We start from the raw sequence: 18,089 nt of genomic DNA on the forward strand, positions 1-18,089 counted from the left end.
GGGGTGGGGGGGGTTGTCTGTCGGTGGTTTGGTGGTTCGGTTCTGGGGAGGGGGTTGGGGCGGGGGGGGGGGCGGGGGGGGCCCCCCCCCCCCCCACCCCGCCCCCTTCACGCCGTACGCGTCCAAAGGTGGGTTCAGCGTTCCCACTCAGGGGGCTGGGGCCGTGCGCGTCCAAAGGTGCGTTCAGCGTTTCCACCCGGGGGCGCGGGGGGCCGTGCGCGTCCGAAGGTGCGTCCATCGTCCCCACCCAGGGGCGCGGGGAACTGCGCGACCAGCCCCCACCGGGTCGCACCCGGCTTCTTTTAGGGGCGCGGGGAACTGCGCAAAAACGCCCGCCCGCACTGGGCCGCACCCGCCCGGCGACCTCACGCGGCACATCTATAGGCGCGTGCGTTCACGAACGGCCCAGCCGCACCCCGGTCCCCGGCCGAATCCTCCTTAGCCTGGCGTGATGGGTGAGGACATCCGGCTGGCTGCGGTCGTGGCGCTGGCGCAGGGCATGGCGGCGGCCCACGGCTCGCGTGACGCGTGGCGGGCCGCCGCTGCCGGGGCGTGCCGGGCGCTGGGCGGGAGTTTTGCCGCGCTGTCCGTGTGGGAGCGGGAGCTGGGGCGGCTCAGGGTGCTGGTGAACGTGGGGGACCGGACCGCCGGCGAGGAGGAGTTCCCCGACGGTGAGGCCTACCCCGTGCACCAGTTCCCGGAGATCACCGAGTTCCTGCACGAGCGGTGGGCCGGCGGCGGCGGGCCCAACGCGTGGGTGGAGACGGCCGAGGGGCCCGCGGCAGGGGGGCGCCCCGGATATGTGCATCAGCGGGTCGCCGCCCTGCGGCGGAGGGGCCGTGGGTGTTGTGTCGTCGCTCCGATCGTGCTGAACGGGCGGGCCTGGGGGGAGTTGTACGTAGCCCGGCCCGCCGGTGACCCCGTCTTCGGGCGGGAGGACGCCGACTTCGCCACTGTGCTGGCCGCCGTCGTCGCCGCCGGAATCGCCCAGGCGGAGCGGCTGGAGGAGGCGAGACGGCTGGCGTTCACGGACGCGCTGACCGGGCTGGCCAACCGTCGTGCCGTCGACGTACGGCTGGACGAGGCCGTGGAGCGGCACCGGAGGGACGGTGTCGTCGTCAGTCTCGTCGTGTGCGATCTCAACGGGCTCAAGCGGGTCAACGACACCTGTGGGCATGCGGTCGGCGACCGGCTGCTGGAACGATTCGGGTCGGTGCTCTCGCTGTGCGGGGCCATGCTGCCGGGGGCCCTCGCGGCCCGGCTCGGGGGCGACGAGTTCTGTCTGCTCGCGGTCGGGCCTGCCGCCGACGATGTGGTGAAGGCTGCCGGTGAACTCTGTCGGAGGGCAGGGGAGTTGGAGCTGGGGGAGGGGGTGGCCTGTGGGGTCGCGTCGACCGAGGATCCCATCGGGCCCGTTCGGTCCGCCCGGCGGCTCTTCCGGCTCGCCGATGCCGCCCAGTACCGGGCCAAGGCCGAGCGTGCCGTGAAGCCGGTCGTCGCGGGACGGGGAGGGCTGGACGATCCCGTCGTACGGCTGGCCGATGCCGCGCCCTCCGGGCAGAGTGCCGAGCGTCGCCGGTTCCGGGGGAGACAGCCCTGAGGTGGTGGGTGCGGTAAGGGGTGTACCCCCTACCCAGTAGTGACATCCTCGAATTCAGTGCGTACGCTCCTGAATATGGATATGCACACTGTGGTGGTGGGGACGTCCGGGGTCACCGCGTCCGACGTCCTTGCCGTGGCGCGTGGCGGTGCCCGGATCGAGCTCTCCGAGGAGGCGGTCACCGCCCTCGCCGCGGCCCGCGGGATCGTGGAGGCGCTCGCGGCCAAGCCCGAGCCCGTCTACGGCGTCAGCACCGGCTTCGGAGCCCTCGCGACCCGGCACATCAGCCCGGAACTCCGGGCCCGGCTGCAGCGGAACATCGTCCGCTCGCATGCCGCGGGAATGGGACCGCGGGTGGAGCGCGAGGTCGTACGGGCGCTCATGTTCCTGCGGCTGAAGACCATCTGCTCGGGGCGTACGGGTGTGCGGCCCGAGGTCGCGCAGACCATGGCCGACGTGCTCAACGCCGGGATCACGCCCGTTGTGCACGAGTTCGGATCGCTCGGTTGTTCCGGTGATCTCGCGCCGCTGTCCCACTGTGCCCTCACCCTGATGGGTGAGGGGGACGCCGAGGGGCCTGACGGTGTGGTGCGGCCTGCTGGTGAGCTGCTCGCCGAGCACGGGATCGCCCCCGTCGAGCTGCGGGAGAAGGAGGGGCTCGCCCTTCTCAACGGTACCGACGGCATGCTCGGGATGCTCTTCATGGCTCTCGCCGACCTGGAGATGCTGTACAAGTCCGCCGACATCACCGCCGCCCTGTCCTTGGAGGCGCTGCTCGGTACCGACAAGGTGCTCGCTCCCGAGTTGCACGCCATCCGGCCGCATCCGGGGCAGGGGGCCTCCGCCGCCAACATGCTGGCCGTGCTGGCGGGTTCGGAGCTCACCGGGCACCACCAGGACGACGCGCCCCGGGTCCAGGACGCCTACTCGGTGCGCTGCGCGCCGCAGGTCGCCGGGGCCGGGCGGGACACCCTGGCGCATGCGCGGCTGGTGGCGGAGAGGGAGTTGGCCTCCGCGGTCGACAACCCTGTTGTGCTGGCTGACGGTCGGGTCGAGTCCAACGGCAACTTCCATGGTGCGCCTGTTGCCTATGTGCTTGATTTCCTCGCCATCGCCGTGGCTGATCTTGCTTCGATCGCCGAGCGGCGGACGGACCGGCTCCTCGACAAGAACCGGTCGCACGGGCTGCCGCCGTTCCTCGCCGACGACGCCGGTGTCGACTCCGGGCTGATGATCGCCCAGTACACACAGGCCGCGCTGGTCAGTGAGCTGAAGCGGCTGGCCGTGCCGGCGTCCGCGGACTCGATCCCGTCGTCCGCGATGCAGGAGGACCACGTCTCGATGGGGTGGTCGGCCGCGCGCAAGCTGCGTACCGCCGTCGACAACCTCACCCGGGTCCTCGCCGTCGAGCTGTACGCCGCCTCGCGCGCCGTCGAGCTGCGCGAGGGGCTGAGCCCGGCACCGGCGACCCAGGCCGCCATCACCGCCGTACGCAAGGCGGGTGTCGAGGGTCCGGGTCCCGACCGGTTCCTGGCGCCCGACCTCGCGGCGGCCGACGTGTTCGTGCGGGAGGGGCGGCTGGTGTCGGCGGTGGAGGCCGTCACGGGGCCGCTGCGGTAGACAGGGCGGAGGGCCCCTGCCGTGCGACTGCGGCGGGGGCCCTCGGTGTCACTTCAGCTTGGTCACCTGCGCGTCGAGCACGGCGGTCGGTACGGCGGCCGGCTTGCCGCTGCCCAGTGAGGCGAAGTCGACCGTGTAGTACGTGGAGACGGTGCTGCCGACGCGGACCACGTCGACGTTGAAGGTCGCCGTGCCGTCGCCGTCCATGTCGGAGTTCACGGCGAACGCCACCGACTGGTCGCCCTTGCCGGAGGCCTTGCCCGCGGCGACCTTGGTGATCTTGAGGTTCTCGCCCTCGGCTACGATGCTGAACCCGCCGGAGCAGGCGGCGATCCCGTCGGAGACGGCCTTGACCGCCTTCTCGGCGCCGTCGCCCTCGTAGGAGGACAGGCCCACGATGGTCATGTCGACGTTGAACGCGTCCTCGATGGAGGCCTCGTCGGGGGAGGGCGTGGAGGTCTGCGAGGTGACGGTGTTGTTCGCGCTCGCCTCGGTGTCGGCCGGCGGAAGGCCGGACAGCGCGTAGGCGAGCGGCGCGCACGCGGACTTGTCGGCCTTCACGTCGCTCTTGGCCTTCGGCAGGGTGTCGTCACCCGAGTCGACGTCGTACCCGGCGACATCGCCCTTGGCGAGGAGCAGCTTCTCCAGTTCGGCCGCGCTGTGGGCCTTCGCGGCCGGGGCCGAGTTCGCGGAGGAGGAGGCGCCGGCCTCCTTGGACGTCCCGGACTCCTTGGAGTCGTCGTCCGAGCCTCCGCCGCATCCGGTGATGAGGGCGAGGGACAGCACGCTCACGGTCGCCGTGGCGCCTATCCGCGCTCTCGATGATCTCTTCATGTGCGGACTATGAAGGGCGAGCCAAGAAATCGTCAAGCGGGATTAAAAGCCCAGTCGTTCCCGGCGTACCGAATAGACGACGAAGCCCGCACCCAGCGTGAGGAAGAGCGTGCCGCCGACCAGGTACGGCGTGGTGTCGGGGCTTCCGGTGTCGGCGAGCTGCGTGCCGTCCCCGGTCGTCTCCGCGCTCGTGGTCGTGGCCCGCGCCTGTGTCGTGGCCTGCGCGGACGGCTCTGTTCTCGCCGGCATGTCCTGGGTCGCGTTGGCGGACGGGACGAACCAGAGGGCACCCAGAAGGGTCCCCGCGGCGGTGGCGGTCAGCAACGGACGGCGAACGGATGACACGGAATATCGATCCCCTTGTGGTGCTGGCGAATTGGCCGTGTGGGCCGATGTTAGTGAAAGGCGCGGGTCACGGGAAAGTCACGGGAGCGATGGGCTTTACGCTCCGGGCATGAGCACTGAAGAGACATCACGATTTGTACGGCTTCGGGTGGAACTCGTCGTCGAGGTCGGCGACCGGGAGGCCGTGACCCGGGCCGCGCTGGCGCGGATCGCGGACGATCCGGACATGCCGGACGACGAGCGGGCGCACGCCGAGGGTGCTGTGACGGAAGACACTGCGGAGGCCCTGGCCTATCTCGTGGACCCGTTCGACCTGGTCGGAGAGGTGCCGGGGGTCGAACTCGCCCAGGCGTCCTGGAGTAGTGAGCAGATCGACTACGACCCGGATTCGCCGGACTGGGACCTCGACGAGGATGATGTCGAGGCGGACGAGGAAGAAGAGACCGTCGGCTGAGCATGCTCGGGAAACAGTGACCCCGGGTGGCAACCGCCGTCCGGGGTTTCGTCGTCTCAGGAGTCGCACGCACCGGCAGACGCACCTTCCGCCTCGGCGGGAGTGGTGTGCCCCACACCTTCTGAAAAGGTGGAACGGGATGAACCGGTCGTAGCGTTCAGGTTTTATTGACGGGGCTCTCGTGGTTTCGGGGAATCGGGGATTCGGCAACGATGGAGAAGCGTGTGATGACGGTCAGTAAGCGGCGCAGGGGCCTCACGGTCGCGTCCGCACTGCTCGGCGGAGTGCTGGTGCTCTCGGCCTGTTCCAGTGGCGACGACTCATCGTCCAAGGACGGCGGCAGCGACACCTCGCAGGCCAGGGCCGACGAGGCGGCGGCCAAGAAGAGCTCCGAGGCCGAGATCAAGATCACACCCAAGGACGGCACGGACAACGCCTCCATCAACAACTCCGCCGCCGTCGTCGTGAGCAAGGGCACGCTCACCGACGTGGCGATGACGACCACCGACGGCACGAAGGTCGCGGGCGAGCTGTCCGCCGACAAGACGAGCTGGAAGCCGGACGCGCAGCTGGAGCGGTCCACGACCTACAAGGTCGCCGCCGAGGCCAAGGACTCCGCCGGGCTCGTCGCCCACGAGAACGCCTCGTTCACGACGGTCTCCCCGTCCAACAGCTTCATAGGCAATTTCACGCCGGAGGACGGCTCGACCGTCGGTGTGGGCATGCCGGTGTCGATCAACTTCGACAAGGCCATCACCAACAAGGCGGCCGTCCAGAAGGGCATCACCGTCTCCTCCACCAGCGGTCAGGAGGTCGTCGGTCACTGGTTCAACGCCAACCGGATCGACTTCCGCCCCGACGCCTACTGGAAGGAGAACTCCACCGTCACGCTGAAGCTCGCGCTCGACGGTGTCGAGGGTGCCAACGGCGTCTACGGCGTCCAGCAGAAGACGGTCACGTTCAAGATCGGGCGTGACCAGGTGTCGTACGTCGACGCCAAGACCAAGCAGATGAAGATCACGCACAACGGGCAGACCATCAAGACCATCCCGATCTCCGCCGGTTCGCCCGAGAACAAGACGTACGAAGGCGTCATGGTGATGTCCGAGAAGTTCAAGGAGACGCGCATGAACGGCGCGACCGTGGGCTTCACCGACGACGACGGCAAGGGCGAGTACGACATCAAGGACGTGCCCCACGCCATCCGCCTCACCAACTCCGGCACCTTCGTGCACGGCAACTACTGGGGCGCCAAGTCCGTCTTCGGCAGCGTGAACACCAGCCACGGCTGCGTGGGCCTGTCCGACACCAAGGGCGCCAACGACACCGGCACGGCGGGCTATTGGTTCTACACCCACTCGATCGTCGGCGACGTGGTGGTCGTCAAGAACACCGGCGACAAGACGGTCGCCCCGGACAACGGCCTCAACGGCTGGAACCTGAGCTGGGCGGACTGGAAGGCGGGCTCGGCGGTCTGACGGCCGCCGAATTCACCGACGCAGGAAGGCGGTTGCCCCTCCGGGCAGCCGCCTTCGGCGTTTCCTGACAGCTTCGTCCGGGGTCATTCCTGGCTCGCGGACAGCCTTCTCATGCAGCTCTTATATAGGGCTTATGGAGTCATCACGCGTCGTGCCTAGTTTGCGGCCATGTTCTTCACCTACCTGAGGCGCGAACTGCGCCGCCGCAGAAAGGCGGCCCTCGTCGTCGCCTCCGGGCTCGCGCTCGGGATCGCGCTGGTCATCGTGGTCAGCTCCGTGTCGTCCGGCATGGGCAAGGCCCAGGACAAGGTCCTCCAGTCGCTGTACGGCCTGGGGACCGACATGACGGTCACCAAGGCCGCCGCCGCTCCCAGCGCCAACAGCACCGAGCGTCCGCGCTTCCAGTTCGACGCGCAGGACAACGGCTCCGACGCGGAGCAGAGCACCGACCGGGTGCTGGTGCAGGGGTTCCAGACCCTGTCCACCACCACGGTCACCAAGGTCGACCAGCAGACGGGCGTCTCGGACGCGGTCGGCGGGCTCAGCCTCCAGGTCATCAAGGTGAGCGGGCAGTTCACCCGCGGCCAGTTCCAGCAGAACCAGAACGGCGGGACCGGGCAGCGCGGCGGCCAGAACGGCGGCGGCACCGGCCAGCCGCAGGGTGAAGTGCGGGGCGGCGGCGCCAACTTCGACGTCAACAACTACTCCGTCTACGGCACCGACGTCACCAAGCCGGCCCTCGGCCCGCTGACCTCCTCCAAGATCTCCAGCGGCCGTACCTTCACCTCCTCCGAGACCGACGCCAAGGTCGCCGTCCTCGACTCGGCGTACGCCAAGGAGAAGAAGCTCAAGGTCGGTTCCACCGTCACCGTCAAGAGCGTCAAGTTCAAGGTGATCGGCGTCGCGACGGCGGACAGCGGGGACGCGGCCGCCAACGTGTACATCCCGCTCACCCAGGCGCAGACCCTCAGCGACTCGAAGAACAAGGTCACCACGATCTACGTCAAGGCGACCGACTCCCAGAAGATCGGCGCCGTCAAGTCGACGATCCAGAAGAACATCTCGGGTACGACCGTCACGACCTCGGCCGATCTCGCGGACACCGTCTCCGGTTCCCTCTCCACGGCCTCCTCGCTCGCCACCAACGTCGGCAAGTGGCTGTCCATCGCAGTGCTGATCGCCGCCTTCCTGGTCGCCGGGCTGCTGACCTCGTCCGCGGTGTCGCGCCGGGTGCGGGAGTTCGGCACGCTCAAGGCGCTGGGGTGGAAGTCGGGCCGGGTGACCCGGCAGGTCGTCGGCGAGGCGATGGTGAACGGGCTCCTCGGCGGGGCGCTGGGCATCGGGCTCGGCCTCGCCGGCGCGTACGTCGTGACGGCCATCAGCCCCACGCTGCAGGCGCAGTTGGGCGGCGGTGGCGGTGGCGGTGGCGGTGGCGGCAACAGTGGTCCCGGCGGGGGCGGCGGCTTCGGCGGCCCCGGTCGGCAGGCGGCCGCCAAGACCCTGGACGTGGCCCTGACCGCACCGGTCAGCCTGACGACCGTGGCGATCGCGGTCGGGCTGGCGGTGGCCGGTGGTCTCATCGCCGGCGCCTTCGGCGGCTGGCGTGCGTCACGGCTGCGGCCGGCGGACGCGTTGCGCCGAGTCGAGTAGCGGGGGCCGCTGCGGTGCCGGTGCGCCTACGGATGTGCCTCGCCTTGTGGGATTGCGGGTGCGGGAGCGCCGTGGCCGGTCGCGCAGTTCCCCGCGCCCCTGGGTGGGTGCGGCCGGAGCATGCCTTGTCTGCACCCGCTCAGGAGTGCCGCACCCGCTCAGGAGTGCCGTACCTGCTCAGGGGCGCGGGGAACTGCGCGACCAGCCCCCCCACCGGCCCGCAGCCGACGACGACTCGCACCACCCCGAACCCCACCACCCGAGGAGTCACCATGTACGAACTCAGAAGCGTCACCAAGCGCTACACCCGCGGCAAGGACACCGTCGACGCGCTCGCCGGAGTCGACCTGACCATCGCCGACGGGGACCGGCTCGTCATCCAGGGCCCCACCGGCGGCGGCAAGTCCACCCTCCTCCAGATGCTCGGTGGACTGGACAAGCCCACGGAGGGCGAAGTCGTGCTCGACGGGACCGACTTGGCCAGGCTGTCGGAGGCCAAGCTCACCAAGGTCCGCAGCGAGAACATCGGCTTCGTCTTCCAGAGCTTCAACCTGATCCCGACGCTCAACGCCCAGGAGAACGTCGAGACCGCCCTCGTACCCCTCGGGGTGAAGGTGAAGGAGCGGCGGGCGCGGGCGGCCGAGGCCCTCACCTCCGTCGGGCTCGGGGAGCGGCTCTCGCATCTGCCCTCCGAGATGTCCGGAGGGCAGCAGCAGCGCGTCGCCATAGCCCGTGCCCTCGTCAAGCAGCCGAAGGTGCTCCTCGCCGACGAACCCACCGGCAACCTAGACGAGTCGATGCGCGACGAGATCATGGACGTACTCGAACGCATGTGGAAGGAGCTGGGGTTGACCTTCATCATGGTCACCCACGACTCCGCCATCGCGAAGAAGGCCCCGCGCGTCGCCACCATCCGCAAGGGCCGGATCACGGTGAAGGAGAACGCAGCCACCTGAAGCTCAACTTCCGTTCTTGCAAAGGCGGTTGGTGAACCCGACAGTCTTGTAACAGAGTTTCCTGTCGGTCGTCTGTGCATTGAGGTTGCTGATCACCCCCCGGCATACTGCGGAATCCGGGGGGCGCACGTTCATATGTGCGAGACCACCCCCGGCCGGGTGAACGGGGAATTCACCCGGTCCTTCTGCAAGGGGGAATCTTGCGCAGACAGATGAAAAAGGCATGCGCGGCCACGATCGCCACGGCGGCCGCAGTGGCGCTGGCGGCGGGCATGACCAGCCCGGCGTCGGCGGACGCGTCGCGGACGGCGAGCGCGCAGACGAACAAGGCGCAGCTCACGCCCGGGCACAGCATCACCCTGATCACCGGTGACCGTGTCACCGTCGACGCCAAGGGCCGGGTCGTCGGCCTGGAGCGGGCGAAGGGCCGCGAACACATACCCGTGCAGATCCGCAAGAGCGCCGGTCACACGCTCGTGGTGCCGGCGGACGCGGCCCGACTGGTCGCCGGCGGCAAGCTCGACCAGCGGCTCTTCGACATCACCGAGCTCAACAAGGCCGCCACCCGCACGTCCCAGAAGAAGGGACTGAAGGTCATCGTCGGCTACCAGGGCGCCGCCACGGCGGCCAAGGCCGACGTCCGGGACGCGGGCACCCTGCGGCGGAGCCTCACGACGCTCAACGCGGACGCCGTGCAGACGCCGCAGAAGGAGACGCCCGAGCTCTGGGACGCGGTCACCAACGGTGACAGGACCGCATCCGGCATCGCCCACGTGTGGCTCGACGGCGTCCGCAAGGCCAGCCTCGACAAGTCCGTGCCGCAGATCGGCGCCCCCAAGGCATGGGCGGCCGGCTACGACGGCAAGGGCGTCAAGATCGCCGTACTGGACACCGGTGTCGACGCGACCCACCCGGACCTCAAGACCCAGGTGATCGAGTCCAAGAACTTCTCCACCGCGGCCGACGCCAACGACCACTTCGGTCACGGCACGCACGTCGCGTCCATCGCGGCGGGCACCGGCGCCAAGTCCAACGGCAAGTACAAGGGTGTCGCGCCCGGCGCCAAGATCCTCAGCGGCAAGGTCCTCGACGACAACGGCTCCGGTGACGACTCCGGCATCCTCGCCGGCATGGAGTGGGCGGCCGCGCAGGGCGCCGACGTCGTCAACCTGAGCCTCGGCGGCCAGGACACCCCGGAGATCGACCCGTTGGAGGCGGAGGTCAACAAGCTCTCCGCCGAGAAGGGCATCCTCTTCGCCATCGCCGCGGGCAACTCCGGTCCGGAGTCCGTCGGTTCGCCGGGCAGCGCGGACGCCGCGCTCACCGTCGGCGCCGTCGACGACAAGGACAAGCTGGCCTACTTCTCCAGCACCGGCCCGCGCACCGGCGACGGTGCGATCAAGCCGGACGTCACCGCGCCCGGCGTCGACATCACGGCCGCCGCGGCCAAGGGCAGCCTCATCGACCAGGAGGTCGGCGAGAAGCCGCCGGGCTACCTGACCATCTCCGGTACGTCGATGGCGACGCCGCATGTCGCGGGCGCCGCGGCCATCCTCAAGCAGGAGCACCCGGACTGGGACTACGCCGAGCTGAAGGGCGCTCTCACGGGCTCCGCGAAGGGCGGCAAGTACACGCCGTTCCAGCAGGGTTCGGGCCGTATCCAGGTCGACAAGGCCATCAAGCAGACCATGATCGCCGACCCGGTGTCGGTCAGCTTCGGCACCCAGCTGTGGCCGCACACCGACGACAAGCCGGACACCAGGCAGCTGACGTACCGCAACCTCGGTACGAAGGACGTCACGCTGAAGCTGACGTCGACGGCCACCGACCCGAAGGGGCGGGTCGCGCCGGCCGGCTTCTTCAAGCTGGCCGCCACCACGGTGACGGTCCCGGCGGGCGGCAAGGCCTCCGTCGGCATGACCGTCAACACCAAGCTGGGCGGCACGCTCGACGGTGCCTACTCGGCGTACGTGACCGCGACGGGCGGCGGCCAGACCGTCCGCACGGCGGCGGCGGTGCAGCGCGAGGTGGAGTCGTACGACGTCACGCTGAACGTCCTCGACCGTGACGGCAAGCCGGCCAAGACCTACAGCACGGACCTGTCCGGCATCTCCGGCCTCGCCAACGGCAAGTGGTTCATGCCGTACGACGAGGACGGCTCCGTCACCGTCCGGGCGCCCAAGGGCGGTTACATCCTCAACTCCGCGAACATCGTGGACCCCGACGACGCCACCAAGGGCATCGACTGGCTGGTCCAGCCGAAGCTGAACATCACGAAGAACACGACGATCACGCTGGACTCGCGCAAGGCCAAGCCGGTGGACATCACCGTGCCGGACGCGACAGCCAAGTCGGAGTTCGCCTCACCGAACTTCTCGGTCGAGACCGCCGAGGGCGGATACGGCTACGGCTGGTTCCTCGACTCGTACACCGGCTTCCGTACCGCTCACGTGGGCCCGCAGGTCACCGACGGCTCGCTGAGCCAGCAGTTCGACGGCCACTGGAGCGCGGGCGCCACCGCGCAGTACGACACCGTGGCCGGCGGCCCGGTCAAGCAGTTCGCCACCGGTTTCACCAAGCACTACAAGGCGAGCGAGCTGGCCACGGTGAAGGTCGGCATGGGCGCGGCCGCGAGCGGCAAGAAGGGCTCGGTCAACGCCGTGGGCTGGCTGCCCGGCGCCTTCAGCGCCTCCTCCATCGCCATTCCGCAGACCCTGCCCAGCAGCCGCACCCTGCACCTGTCCACCCCGAGCGGGGTGAAGTGGGGGCTGGACTTCGAGCAGGACAGCGGCGTGGACCCGGACGGCTTCCCGATCGCGGACGCCTACTACACGTTCGGTGCCGCGCAGTCCTACCAGGGTGGGAAGTCCTACTCGAAGACCGTCAACACGGCCGTCTTCGGACCGCATCTCAACGCCGACTTCGGTCTGTACCGCGACGGCAACGAGATCTTCGGCTCCCTCCCGCTGTTCGCGGACGGCAAGGGCCACGCCGGCTCCTCGGTGTTCACCTCGGTCAACACCACGCTGTACCGCAACGGTGTCAAGGTCGGCTCGAACGACGACCCGCTGTTCGGCGAGAAGACGTTCAAGGTTCCGGCCGGTCAGGCCTCGTACAAGCTGACGACCTCGGTCAAGCGCAGCGTCAAGGTCGCGGCTGCCTCCACCCGGATCGACGCCAGCTGGACGTTCTCGTCCAAGAAGCCGGCCGACCTCACCAAGCTGCCCGCCTCCACGGTCCGCTTCAACGCGGCCACGGGTCTGGACAGCAGGGTCGAGGCAGGCAAGACCGTCAAGATCCCGTTGACCGTCGAGGGCGCCGCCAAGGGCTCCAACCTGAAGTCCCTCGCGGTGTACGTGTCGTACGACTACGGCCAGACCTGGAAGAAGGTCACGGTCTCGGGCGGCAAGATCACCGTGAAGAACCCGGCGAAGGGGAAGGCCATCTCCTTCCACGCCAAGATCGCCGACAAGAAGGGCAACAAGTCGACGATCTCGATCTACAACGCGTACTACGGGAAGTGAGCCGTAGCACCGAGTAGATGAGGGGCCCGTCGGGAGCGCTGCTTCCGGCGGGCCTCTCCGCGTCTCCACCAGCCGTCCCGGGACGTCCCGGAGTGAGCCCACAGCGAACGGCGGGCCGAAGGGGCAGCCTTCGATGGGGCAGCCGTGTTTGTGTGAAGCCATGACCACAGAGACCGTCGAGTACGTCCGCTACCGCATCCCGGAAGACCGCTCGGCGGAGTTCCTGTCCGCCTACACCCACGCCTCGGCCCAGCTGGCCGCGGCCCCGCAGTGCATCGACTACGAACTGGCGCGCTGCGAGGACGACTTCGAGCACTACATACTGCGCATCACCTGGACCTCCACCGAGGACCACCTGGAGGGCTTCCGCAAGTCGGAGCTGTTCGAGGACTTCCTCGCCGAGATCCGGCCGTACGTCGAGAACATCGAGGAGATGCGCCACTACAAGCCGACGACGGTCCGCGGCCGGGGCGCCGCCGTCCCCACCCTCTTCGCGTGGGCGGGCGGCACGGAGGCCTTCGGCCGGCTCACCACCGTGTTCTACGAGAAGGTCCTCGCCGACGACCTGCTGGCCCCGGTGTTCGCGGGCCTGGCCCCCGAGCACGCCGAGCACGTCGCCCTCTGGCTCGCGGAGGTCTTCGGCGGCCCGTCCGCCTACTCCGAGACGCAGGGCGGCCACGGCCACATGGTCGCCAAGCACATGGGCCGCGGCATCACCGAGCCGCAGCGCCGACGCTGGGTGAACCTCATCCAGGACGCCGCCGACGAGGCGGGCCTGCCCACCGACGCGGAGTTCCGCTCGGCGTTCCTCGCCTACGTGGAGTGGGGCACCAGGCTCGCCGTCCACTTCTCCGCCCCCGACACCACGCCACCGGCGGAGCAGCCGGTACCGCGGTGGACCTGGGGCTCGGCGCCGCCGTACCAGGGCTGAGAGCGGGTCAGGACTGCGCGGACGTGCCCGCCCGGGTCGCGTCCGCGCCCCAGCTCGCCAGCAGGCGGAGCGCCTCCGCCGAGGGGGAGCCCGGTTCCGCGTGGTAGGTGATCAGGGCCTGCTCGGTACCGTCGGACACGGGGAACGACTCGAAGTTCAGGATCAGTTCCCCGACCAGGGGATGCCGCAGGCGCTTGACGCCGTGGTTCTTCTCCTTGACGTCGTGCGTGGCCCACAGCCGCCGGAACTCGTCGCTCTTGACGGAGAGTTCACCGACGAGCGCGGACAGGCGGGGGTCCTCGGGATGGCAGCCCGCGTCCATGCGCAGATACGCGACGACATCGGTGGCCTTCTGCTCCCACGGCTGGAACAGCTCCTGGTACTCCGGCCGCAGGAACACCAGCCGCGCCCAGTTCCGCTCCTGCGCCGGCAGCTCCGACCAGTCGCCGAAGACCGCCGCCGCCATCCGGTTCCAGGCGAGGATGTCGGAGCGCCGCCCCGAGACGTACGCCGGGACCTCGATCGAGTCCAGCAGCTGCCGCAGCGCACCCCGCACCTGTTCGGTCCGCGCGGCCGGCTTCTTCTTGTGCTGCTTCGGCTTCGCGAGGTGCATGAGATGCGCGTACTCCGCGTCCGACAGCTGCAGGGCGCGGGCGATCGCGTCCAGGACCTCCGCCGAGACGTTCCGCCCGTTGCCCTGCTCCAGGCGGGTGTAGTACGCCACCGAGACGCCCGCCAGCTGCGCCAGCTCCTCGCGCCGCAGCCCCGGCACCCTGCGGTGCCGCCCGAAGTCCGGCAGCCCCACGTCCTCCGGCTTCAGCCGGGCCCGCCGGGTGCGCAGGAACTCGCTGAGCTCGGCACGCCGGTCCAGTGAGCCACCGCCGGGCTGGTTCTCGGCCATGTCGTCCATACGCCCAGTATTCACCGGCGTACGCCCAGCATCCTGTCCCCGCCAGTAGTAGGACCGCCAGACGTACGCAAAGCCGTGGCCTGGGTGATGTCCGGCTGATGGGGCAGGCTGGTGGTCGTGCCCGGACGGATGGACAGACAGAAGGCAGCCGGGCACGGACCCCCTCGCTAGGAGAACCCCCGGCATGACCACTGTCGCCGCGTACGCAGCTCCCGCCTCCAAGGCCCCCCTGGAGCGCACCACCATCGAGCGCCGTGCGGTCCGCGAGCACGACGTGCTGATCGACATCAAGTTCGCGGGCATCTGCCACTCCGACATCCACCAGGCCCGTGAGGGCTGGGGCGAGGCCATCTTCCCGATGGTCCCGGGCCACGAGATCGCGGGCGTCGTCGAAGAGGTCGGCTCCGCCGTCACCAAGTACAAGGTCGGCGACCGCGTCGGCGTCGGCTGCTTTGTCGACTCCTGCCGCGAGTGCGAGAACTGCAAGGCGGGCCTGGAGCAGCACTGCCTGAAGGGCGGTGTCGGCACCTACAACGCCGTCGGTTACGACGGCGCGCCCACCTACGGCGGCTACTCGCAGAAGGTCGTCGTCGACGAGGCCTTCACCCTGCGCATCCCCGACGGCGTCGACCTCGACGTGGCCGCGCCGCTGCTGTGCGCGGGCATCACCCTGTACTCCCCGCTCAAGCACTGGGGCGCGGGCCCCGGCAAGAAGGTCGCGATCGTCGGCCTGGGCGGCCTCGGCCACATGGGCGTCAAGATTGCGCACGCGCTCGGCGCCGAGGTCACTGTCCTGTCGCAGTCGCTGCGCAAGCAGGACGACGGCCTGAAGCTGGGCGCCGACCACTACTACGCGACCAGCGACCCGAAGACGTTCGAGGAGCTCGCCGGCACCTTCGACCTCATCGTCTCCACGGTGTCCGCACCGCTCGACTTCGGCGCCTACCTCAGCCTGGTCAAGACGGGCGGCGCGCTGGTCAACGTGGGCGCCCCCGAGGAGCCCGTGTCGCTCAACCTGTTCTCCCTCATCGGCGGCAACAAGACCCTCGCCGGTTCGATGATCGGCGGCATCGCCGAGACCCAGGAGATGCTGGACTTCTGCGCGGAGCACGGGCTCGGCGCGGAGATCGAGCTGATCGCCGCCTCCGAGATCAACGAGGCGTACGAGCGGGTCGTCAACAGCGACGTGCGGTACCGGTTCGTGATCGACACGGCGACGATCTGATCGACCGCTTACCGATCCGCGGCCCACCGGCCGCGGATCGGTGACTCCTCGGCTTCGCCCTCGACGGCCCGCTCCTCAGTGGCTGAGGACGAAGTTGATGAACTCGTCGAACTCGGTCTTGTTGGTGCTGGAGACGTAGCGCTTGTCTCTCAGCAGGATCGGGATGTCGCCCGGATCGGTACCGGCCAGCAGGACCGGGATGGTGACGGTGGACGAGTCGCCGCTCAGTTCGCCGTTCAGGACGCCGCCGAACTCGGCCCGGGTCCACTCCCGTTCGGCGATGTCCTTGGTGATGCAGGCCAGGAGGTAGCGGCTGTTGCGCAGCCCGTTCTCGATCTGTACGGAGATGCGCTGTCCGTAGTCGATCTGCTCACTGTCCAGCCAGTAGCTGACCCCTCTCGCCGCCAACGCCTTGGCGATGTCGCGCACTTCCTCCGCGGTGTCCGAGGTGTGGCAGAGGAAGACGTCGTACATGAATTTCTCCTTCGCCGGCCGCGCTGCGGCGGTGACGAACGGCATCCGGGTCTGTTCCACGGACCAGGAGGTGACGAGCACGCCCGCGCCGTAGAACTTGACCACCCCCGCATGGCCGGGAAAGGGCACGTGGGGGCAGTTGGCCGTCAGCTCGTACGTTCGGTCACCGGCCCGGATCTCACCGCGCATCCGCCCGGAGAAGTACTCCAGCGTGAAGTGGTTGTAGCCGGGCTCCAGCCGGATCGGTTCGGCGAGTTGGGCGATCGGGTGCAGGACTCCCTCCCGGAACACGCCGAACCGTGCGACGGTGGTCTTCGCGCTCACGTCCTGCGGCGCCGTGTAGAACGCCACGAACGTCCAGGCCGGATCGGCCCGGCAGACCAGCCCGGCACCCGCCGCCCCGCGCTCGGTCAGCAGGATGTCGGCGGACACGGAGCCGTTGAGCAGGGCACCGGGAGCGAGGTCGATCGCGTACGAGGCCGCGTACGGGCCTATTCCGCCGCCGTGCCCGGTGAGCATCCGATCGCCGATCGGTGTCCACTCCGCGTTATCGGATGCGTGCCAGTTGGTCACGGAGGCTCTCGCGCTTCTCTTCCAGGTCGGCCCGGTTCGCGGGAAGGCGCTGAAGAAGGGTGTCGGTGACGCTGATCGCCTGTACCACCAGGTAGATCTCGACGTCCTCGTCGCTCTCGCTCACTGCGTGATAACCCATCGCGCCGCGCTGGTGCTCGTGCCGCATACTTTTGCGCCAGCCGTCGACCAGGCGCTGTACCTCGGGCTGGTCGCCGTACCGCTCCATCAGCTCCATCAGGACCAGCCCGGTCTCGCTCATGCTGGCGTGGTGGGACAGGTGCATCACATCCTGTGCCGCGCGCCATTCCCCCACCTCCGGCCACTGCGCGTACACCGCGGCCTCGGCCTGCCGGACACGCGCCACCTCGTCCTCCAGCATCTCCTTCAGGCTGCTGAGGTCCCCGTCCTCCATGTCCTTGAGCATCTTCTCCTCGGTCTGCGAGGAGCGGTACATCTCCACCACGCTGCTGACCAGCGCGTGCACGGGAGTGGTGACGACCTCCGCCTGCGGGGCCAGTGCGATCTCCGTCGCCGCGGAGGTCACCTCACGGGTGCCGTCGTACAGCGTGGCCCCGAGCGGGAACCGCGAGCCCTCCACCTGGGTGGGGTCGATCTCCAGTCGGACGGCGAAGTTGAAGATGTCGGCTCCCTTCAACGGACGCAGCCCGTACCGGCGGGAGATCTTCCGCAGGGAGTTCAGCTCCTCGCTGGTGGTGACGCCGGGAGGCAGGCGCAACTCGACCTTGGGCCGGTCGAGTACGACCGTCAGCGCGGTGCGGAACTCCTCCTCCAGGATGGTGTCGATGCCTGACTCACCGATGTACCAGAACCGTCCTCCCGAGGCGGTGGCGATCGCCTCCAACAGGTCCTCCTGGAAGTCGCTGTCCCTGCCGACTCCGATCGTCGAGGTGGTGATGCCCTCGTCCCGGGCTCGCGCGGCGACCGCCGCCAGCGCGGACTTCTTGGTCTCCCCCATGTTGGCCAGACCGTCCGAGAGGAGGATCAGCCGGCCGTAGTGCTCGTCGGTCATGTGGCTCTGCAGTTCCAGCAGGCCCTGGAACCACCCCAGCGACAGGTTGGTCGAGCTCCCCGGCCGGATCGCCATGATCTTGCTCTCGACCTGTTCCCTGGGCGTCTGCGGGTTGATCACCACCTCGGCGGTGTCGTCGAACACGATCACCGTCAGCAGGTCGTCGTCCTTGATCCGCCCGAAGATGTCCAGGCAACTGCGCTTGGCCGTCTCCAGTTTGCCCTGGTCCTGCATGGAGCCGCTGCCGTCGATCACCAGGCAGAGATTCATCGCCCCGCTCGGCCGGTCGGCGTTCTCGGCGGTGCGGCACCTGACCTCGATCACCACGTCGAACTCGGTCACCTCGTCGTTCCGGGCCGCGGGCCGCTCGGGCAGAACGAGGATTTCAATGGCCTGATCGCTCATGTTGTTCCCCCTGTTGGGCCAACAGGGAATCACACCCCGGAGGCCTTGAGGAGGCAGCGGGAGACGATCCACGGCGAATG

At 69.0% G+C, this 18,089-nt stretch carries 14 protein-coding genes; 9 read left to right on the forward strand and 5 right to left on the reverse strand.

Annotation, left to right across the window (positions count from 1 at the left end; translation table 11 throughout):
• Nucleotides 1–451: 451 nt before the first annotated feature.
• Together ACZ48Z_RS35775 and hutH are read left to right on the forward strand one after the other, a co-directional pair.
• Nucleotides 452–1,600 carry a GGDEF domain-containing protein gene (locus ACZ48Z_RS35775; protein WP_468740076.1) on the forward strand — a complete coding sequence of 383 codons (1,149 nt, stop codon included), beginning with the start codon at nt 452–454 and terminating at the stop codon, nt 1,598–1,600.
• Between the two features lie 81 nt (nt 1,601–1,681).
• Nucleotides 1,682–3,220 carry a histidine ammonia-lyase gene (gene hutH / locus ACZ48Z_RS35780; protein ID WP_468740184.1) on the forward strand — a complete coding sequence of 513 codons (1,539 nt, stop codon included), beginning with the start codon at nt 1,682–1,684 and terminating at the stop codon, nt 3,218–3,220.
• A 48-nt stretch (nt 3,221–3,268) separates the two neighbouring features.
• On the opposite strand, the gene ACZ48Z_RS35785 is transcribed toward hutH, so the two are convergent.
• Together ACZ48Z_RS35785 and ACZ48Z_RS35790 are read right to left on the reverse strand one after the other, a co-directional pair.
• On the reverse strand, nt 3,269–4,054 hold the full coding sequence (locus ACZ48Z_RS35785; protein WP_468740077.1) for a hypothetical protein: 786 nt from the start codon (nt 4,052–4,054) through the stop codon (nt 3,269–3,271).
• 42 nt (nt 4,055–4,096) lie between these two features.
• Nucleotides 4,097–4,378: a hypothetical protein gene (locus ACZ48Z_RS35790; RefSeq protein ID WP_468740185.1), complete on the reverse strand. Its 282-nt coding sequence runs from the start codon at nt 4,376–4,378 to the stop codon at nt 4,097–4,099.
• A 130-nt stretch (nt 4,379–4,508) separates the two neighbouring features.
• Here ACZ48Z_RS35790 and ACZ48Z_RS35795 point away from each other — a divergent pair, with 130 nt between their 5' ends.
• From ACZ48Z_RS35795 to ACZ48Z_RS35820, 6 genes are all read left to right on the forward strand, one after another.
• A complete protein-coding gene (locus tag ACZ48Z_RS35795) occupies nt 4,509–4,853 on the forward strand; it encodes a hypothetical protein (protein WP_468740078.1) in 345 nt (114 codons plus the stop codon).
• A gap of 212 nt (nt 4,854–5,065) precedes the next feature.
• Nucleotides 5,066–6,331, forward strand: a complete 1,266-nt coding sequence (locus ACZ48Z_RS35800) for a L,D-transpeptidase (protein ID WP_468740079.1) — start codon at nt 5,066–5,068, stop codon at nt 6,329–6,331.
• Nucleotides 6,332–6,499: 168 nt separating this feature from the next.
• Nucleotides 6,500–7,981: an ABC transporter permease gene (locus ACZ48Z_RS35805; protein WP_468740080.1), complete on the forward strand. Its 1,482-nt coding sequence runs from the start codon at nt 6,500–6,502 to the stop codon at nt 7,979–7,981.
• A gap of 272 nt (nt 7,982–8,253) precedes the next feature.
• Nucleotides 8,254–8,937, forward strand: a complete 684-nt coding sequence (locus ACZ48Z_RS35810) for an ABC transporter ATP-binding protein (protein ID WP_468740081.1) — start codon at nt 8,254–8,256, stop codon at nt 8,935–8,937.
• A 212-nt stretch (nt 8,938–9,149) separates the two neighbouring features.
• On the forward strand, nt 9,150–12,461 hold the full coding sequence (locus tag ACZ48Z_RS35815) for a S8 family peptidase (protein WP_468740186.1): 3,312 nt from the start codon (nt 9,150–9,152) through the stop codon (nt 12,459–12,461).
• A gap of 160 nt (nt 12,462–12,621) precedes the next feature.
• Complete coding sequence (locus ACZ48Z_RS35820; protein WP_468740082.1) at nt 12,622–13,392, forward strand: globin domain-containing protein; 771 nt, start codon at nt 12,622–12,624, stop codon at nt 13,390–13,392.
• 7 nt (nt 13,393–13,399) lie between these two features.
• Here ACZ48Z_RS35820 and ACZ48Z_RS35825 read toward each other — a convergent pair whose 3' ends face one another.
• Nucleotides 13,400–14,302 (reverse strand): helix-turn-helix domain-containing protein, encoded by a 903-nt coding sequence (locus ACZ48Z_RS35825; protein ID WP_468740083.1) that lies wholly within the window; start codon nt 14,300–14,302, stop codon nt 13,400–13,402.
• A gap of 184 nt (nt 14,303–14,486) precedes the next feature.
• On the opposite strand from ACZ48Z_RS35825, the gene ACZ48Z_RS35830 reads away from it, so the two are divergent.
• Nucleotides 14,487–15,527, forward strand: coding sequence for an NAD(P)-dependent alcohol dehydrogenase (locus ACZ48Z_RS35830; RefSeq protein ID WP_468740084.1), 1,041 nt, complete (start codon nt 14,487–14,489; stop codon nt 15,525–15,527).
• 75 nt (nt 15,528–15,602) lie between these two features.
• Here ACZ48Z_RS35830 and ACZ48Z_RS35835 read toward each other — a convergent pair whose 3' ends face one another.
• Together ACZ48Z_RS35835 and ACZ48Z_RS35840 are read right to left on the reverse strand one after the other, a co-directional pair.
• Nucleotides 15,603–16,574, reverse strand: coding sequence for a toll/interleukin-1 receptor domain-containing protein (locus ACZ48Z_RS35835; protein ID WP_468740085.1), 972 nt, complete (start codon nt 16,572–16,574; stop codon nt 15,603–15,605).
• Entirely contained in the window at nt 16,549–18,009 is a 1,461-nt protein-coding gene (locus ACZ48Z_RS35840; protein ID WP_468740086.1) for a vWA domain-containing protein, read from the reverse strand. Before ACZ48Z_RS35840 ends, ACZ48Z_RS35835 begins: the two co-directional genes overlap by 26 nt.
• Between the last annotated feature and the right edge of the window lie 80 nt (nt 18,010–18,089).

Source organism: Streptomyces sp. NPDC031225, assembly GCF_055570355.1.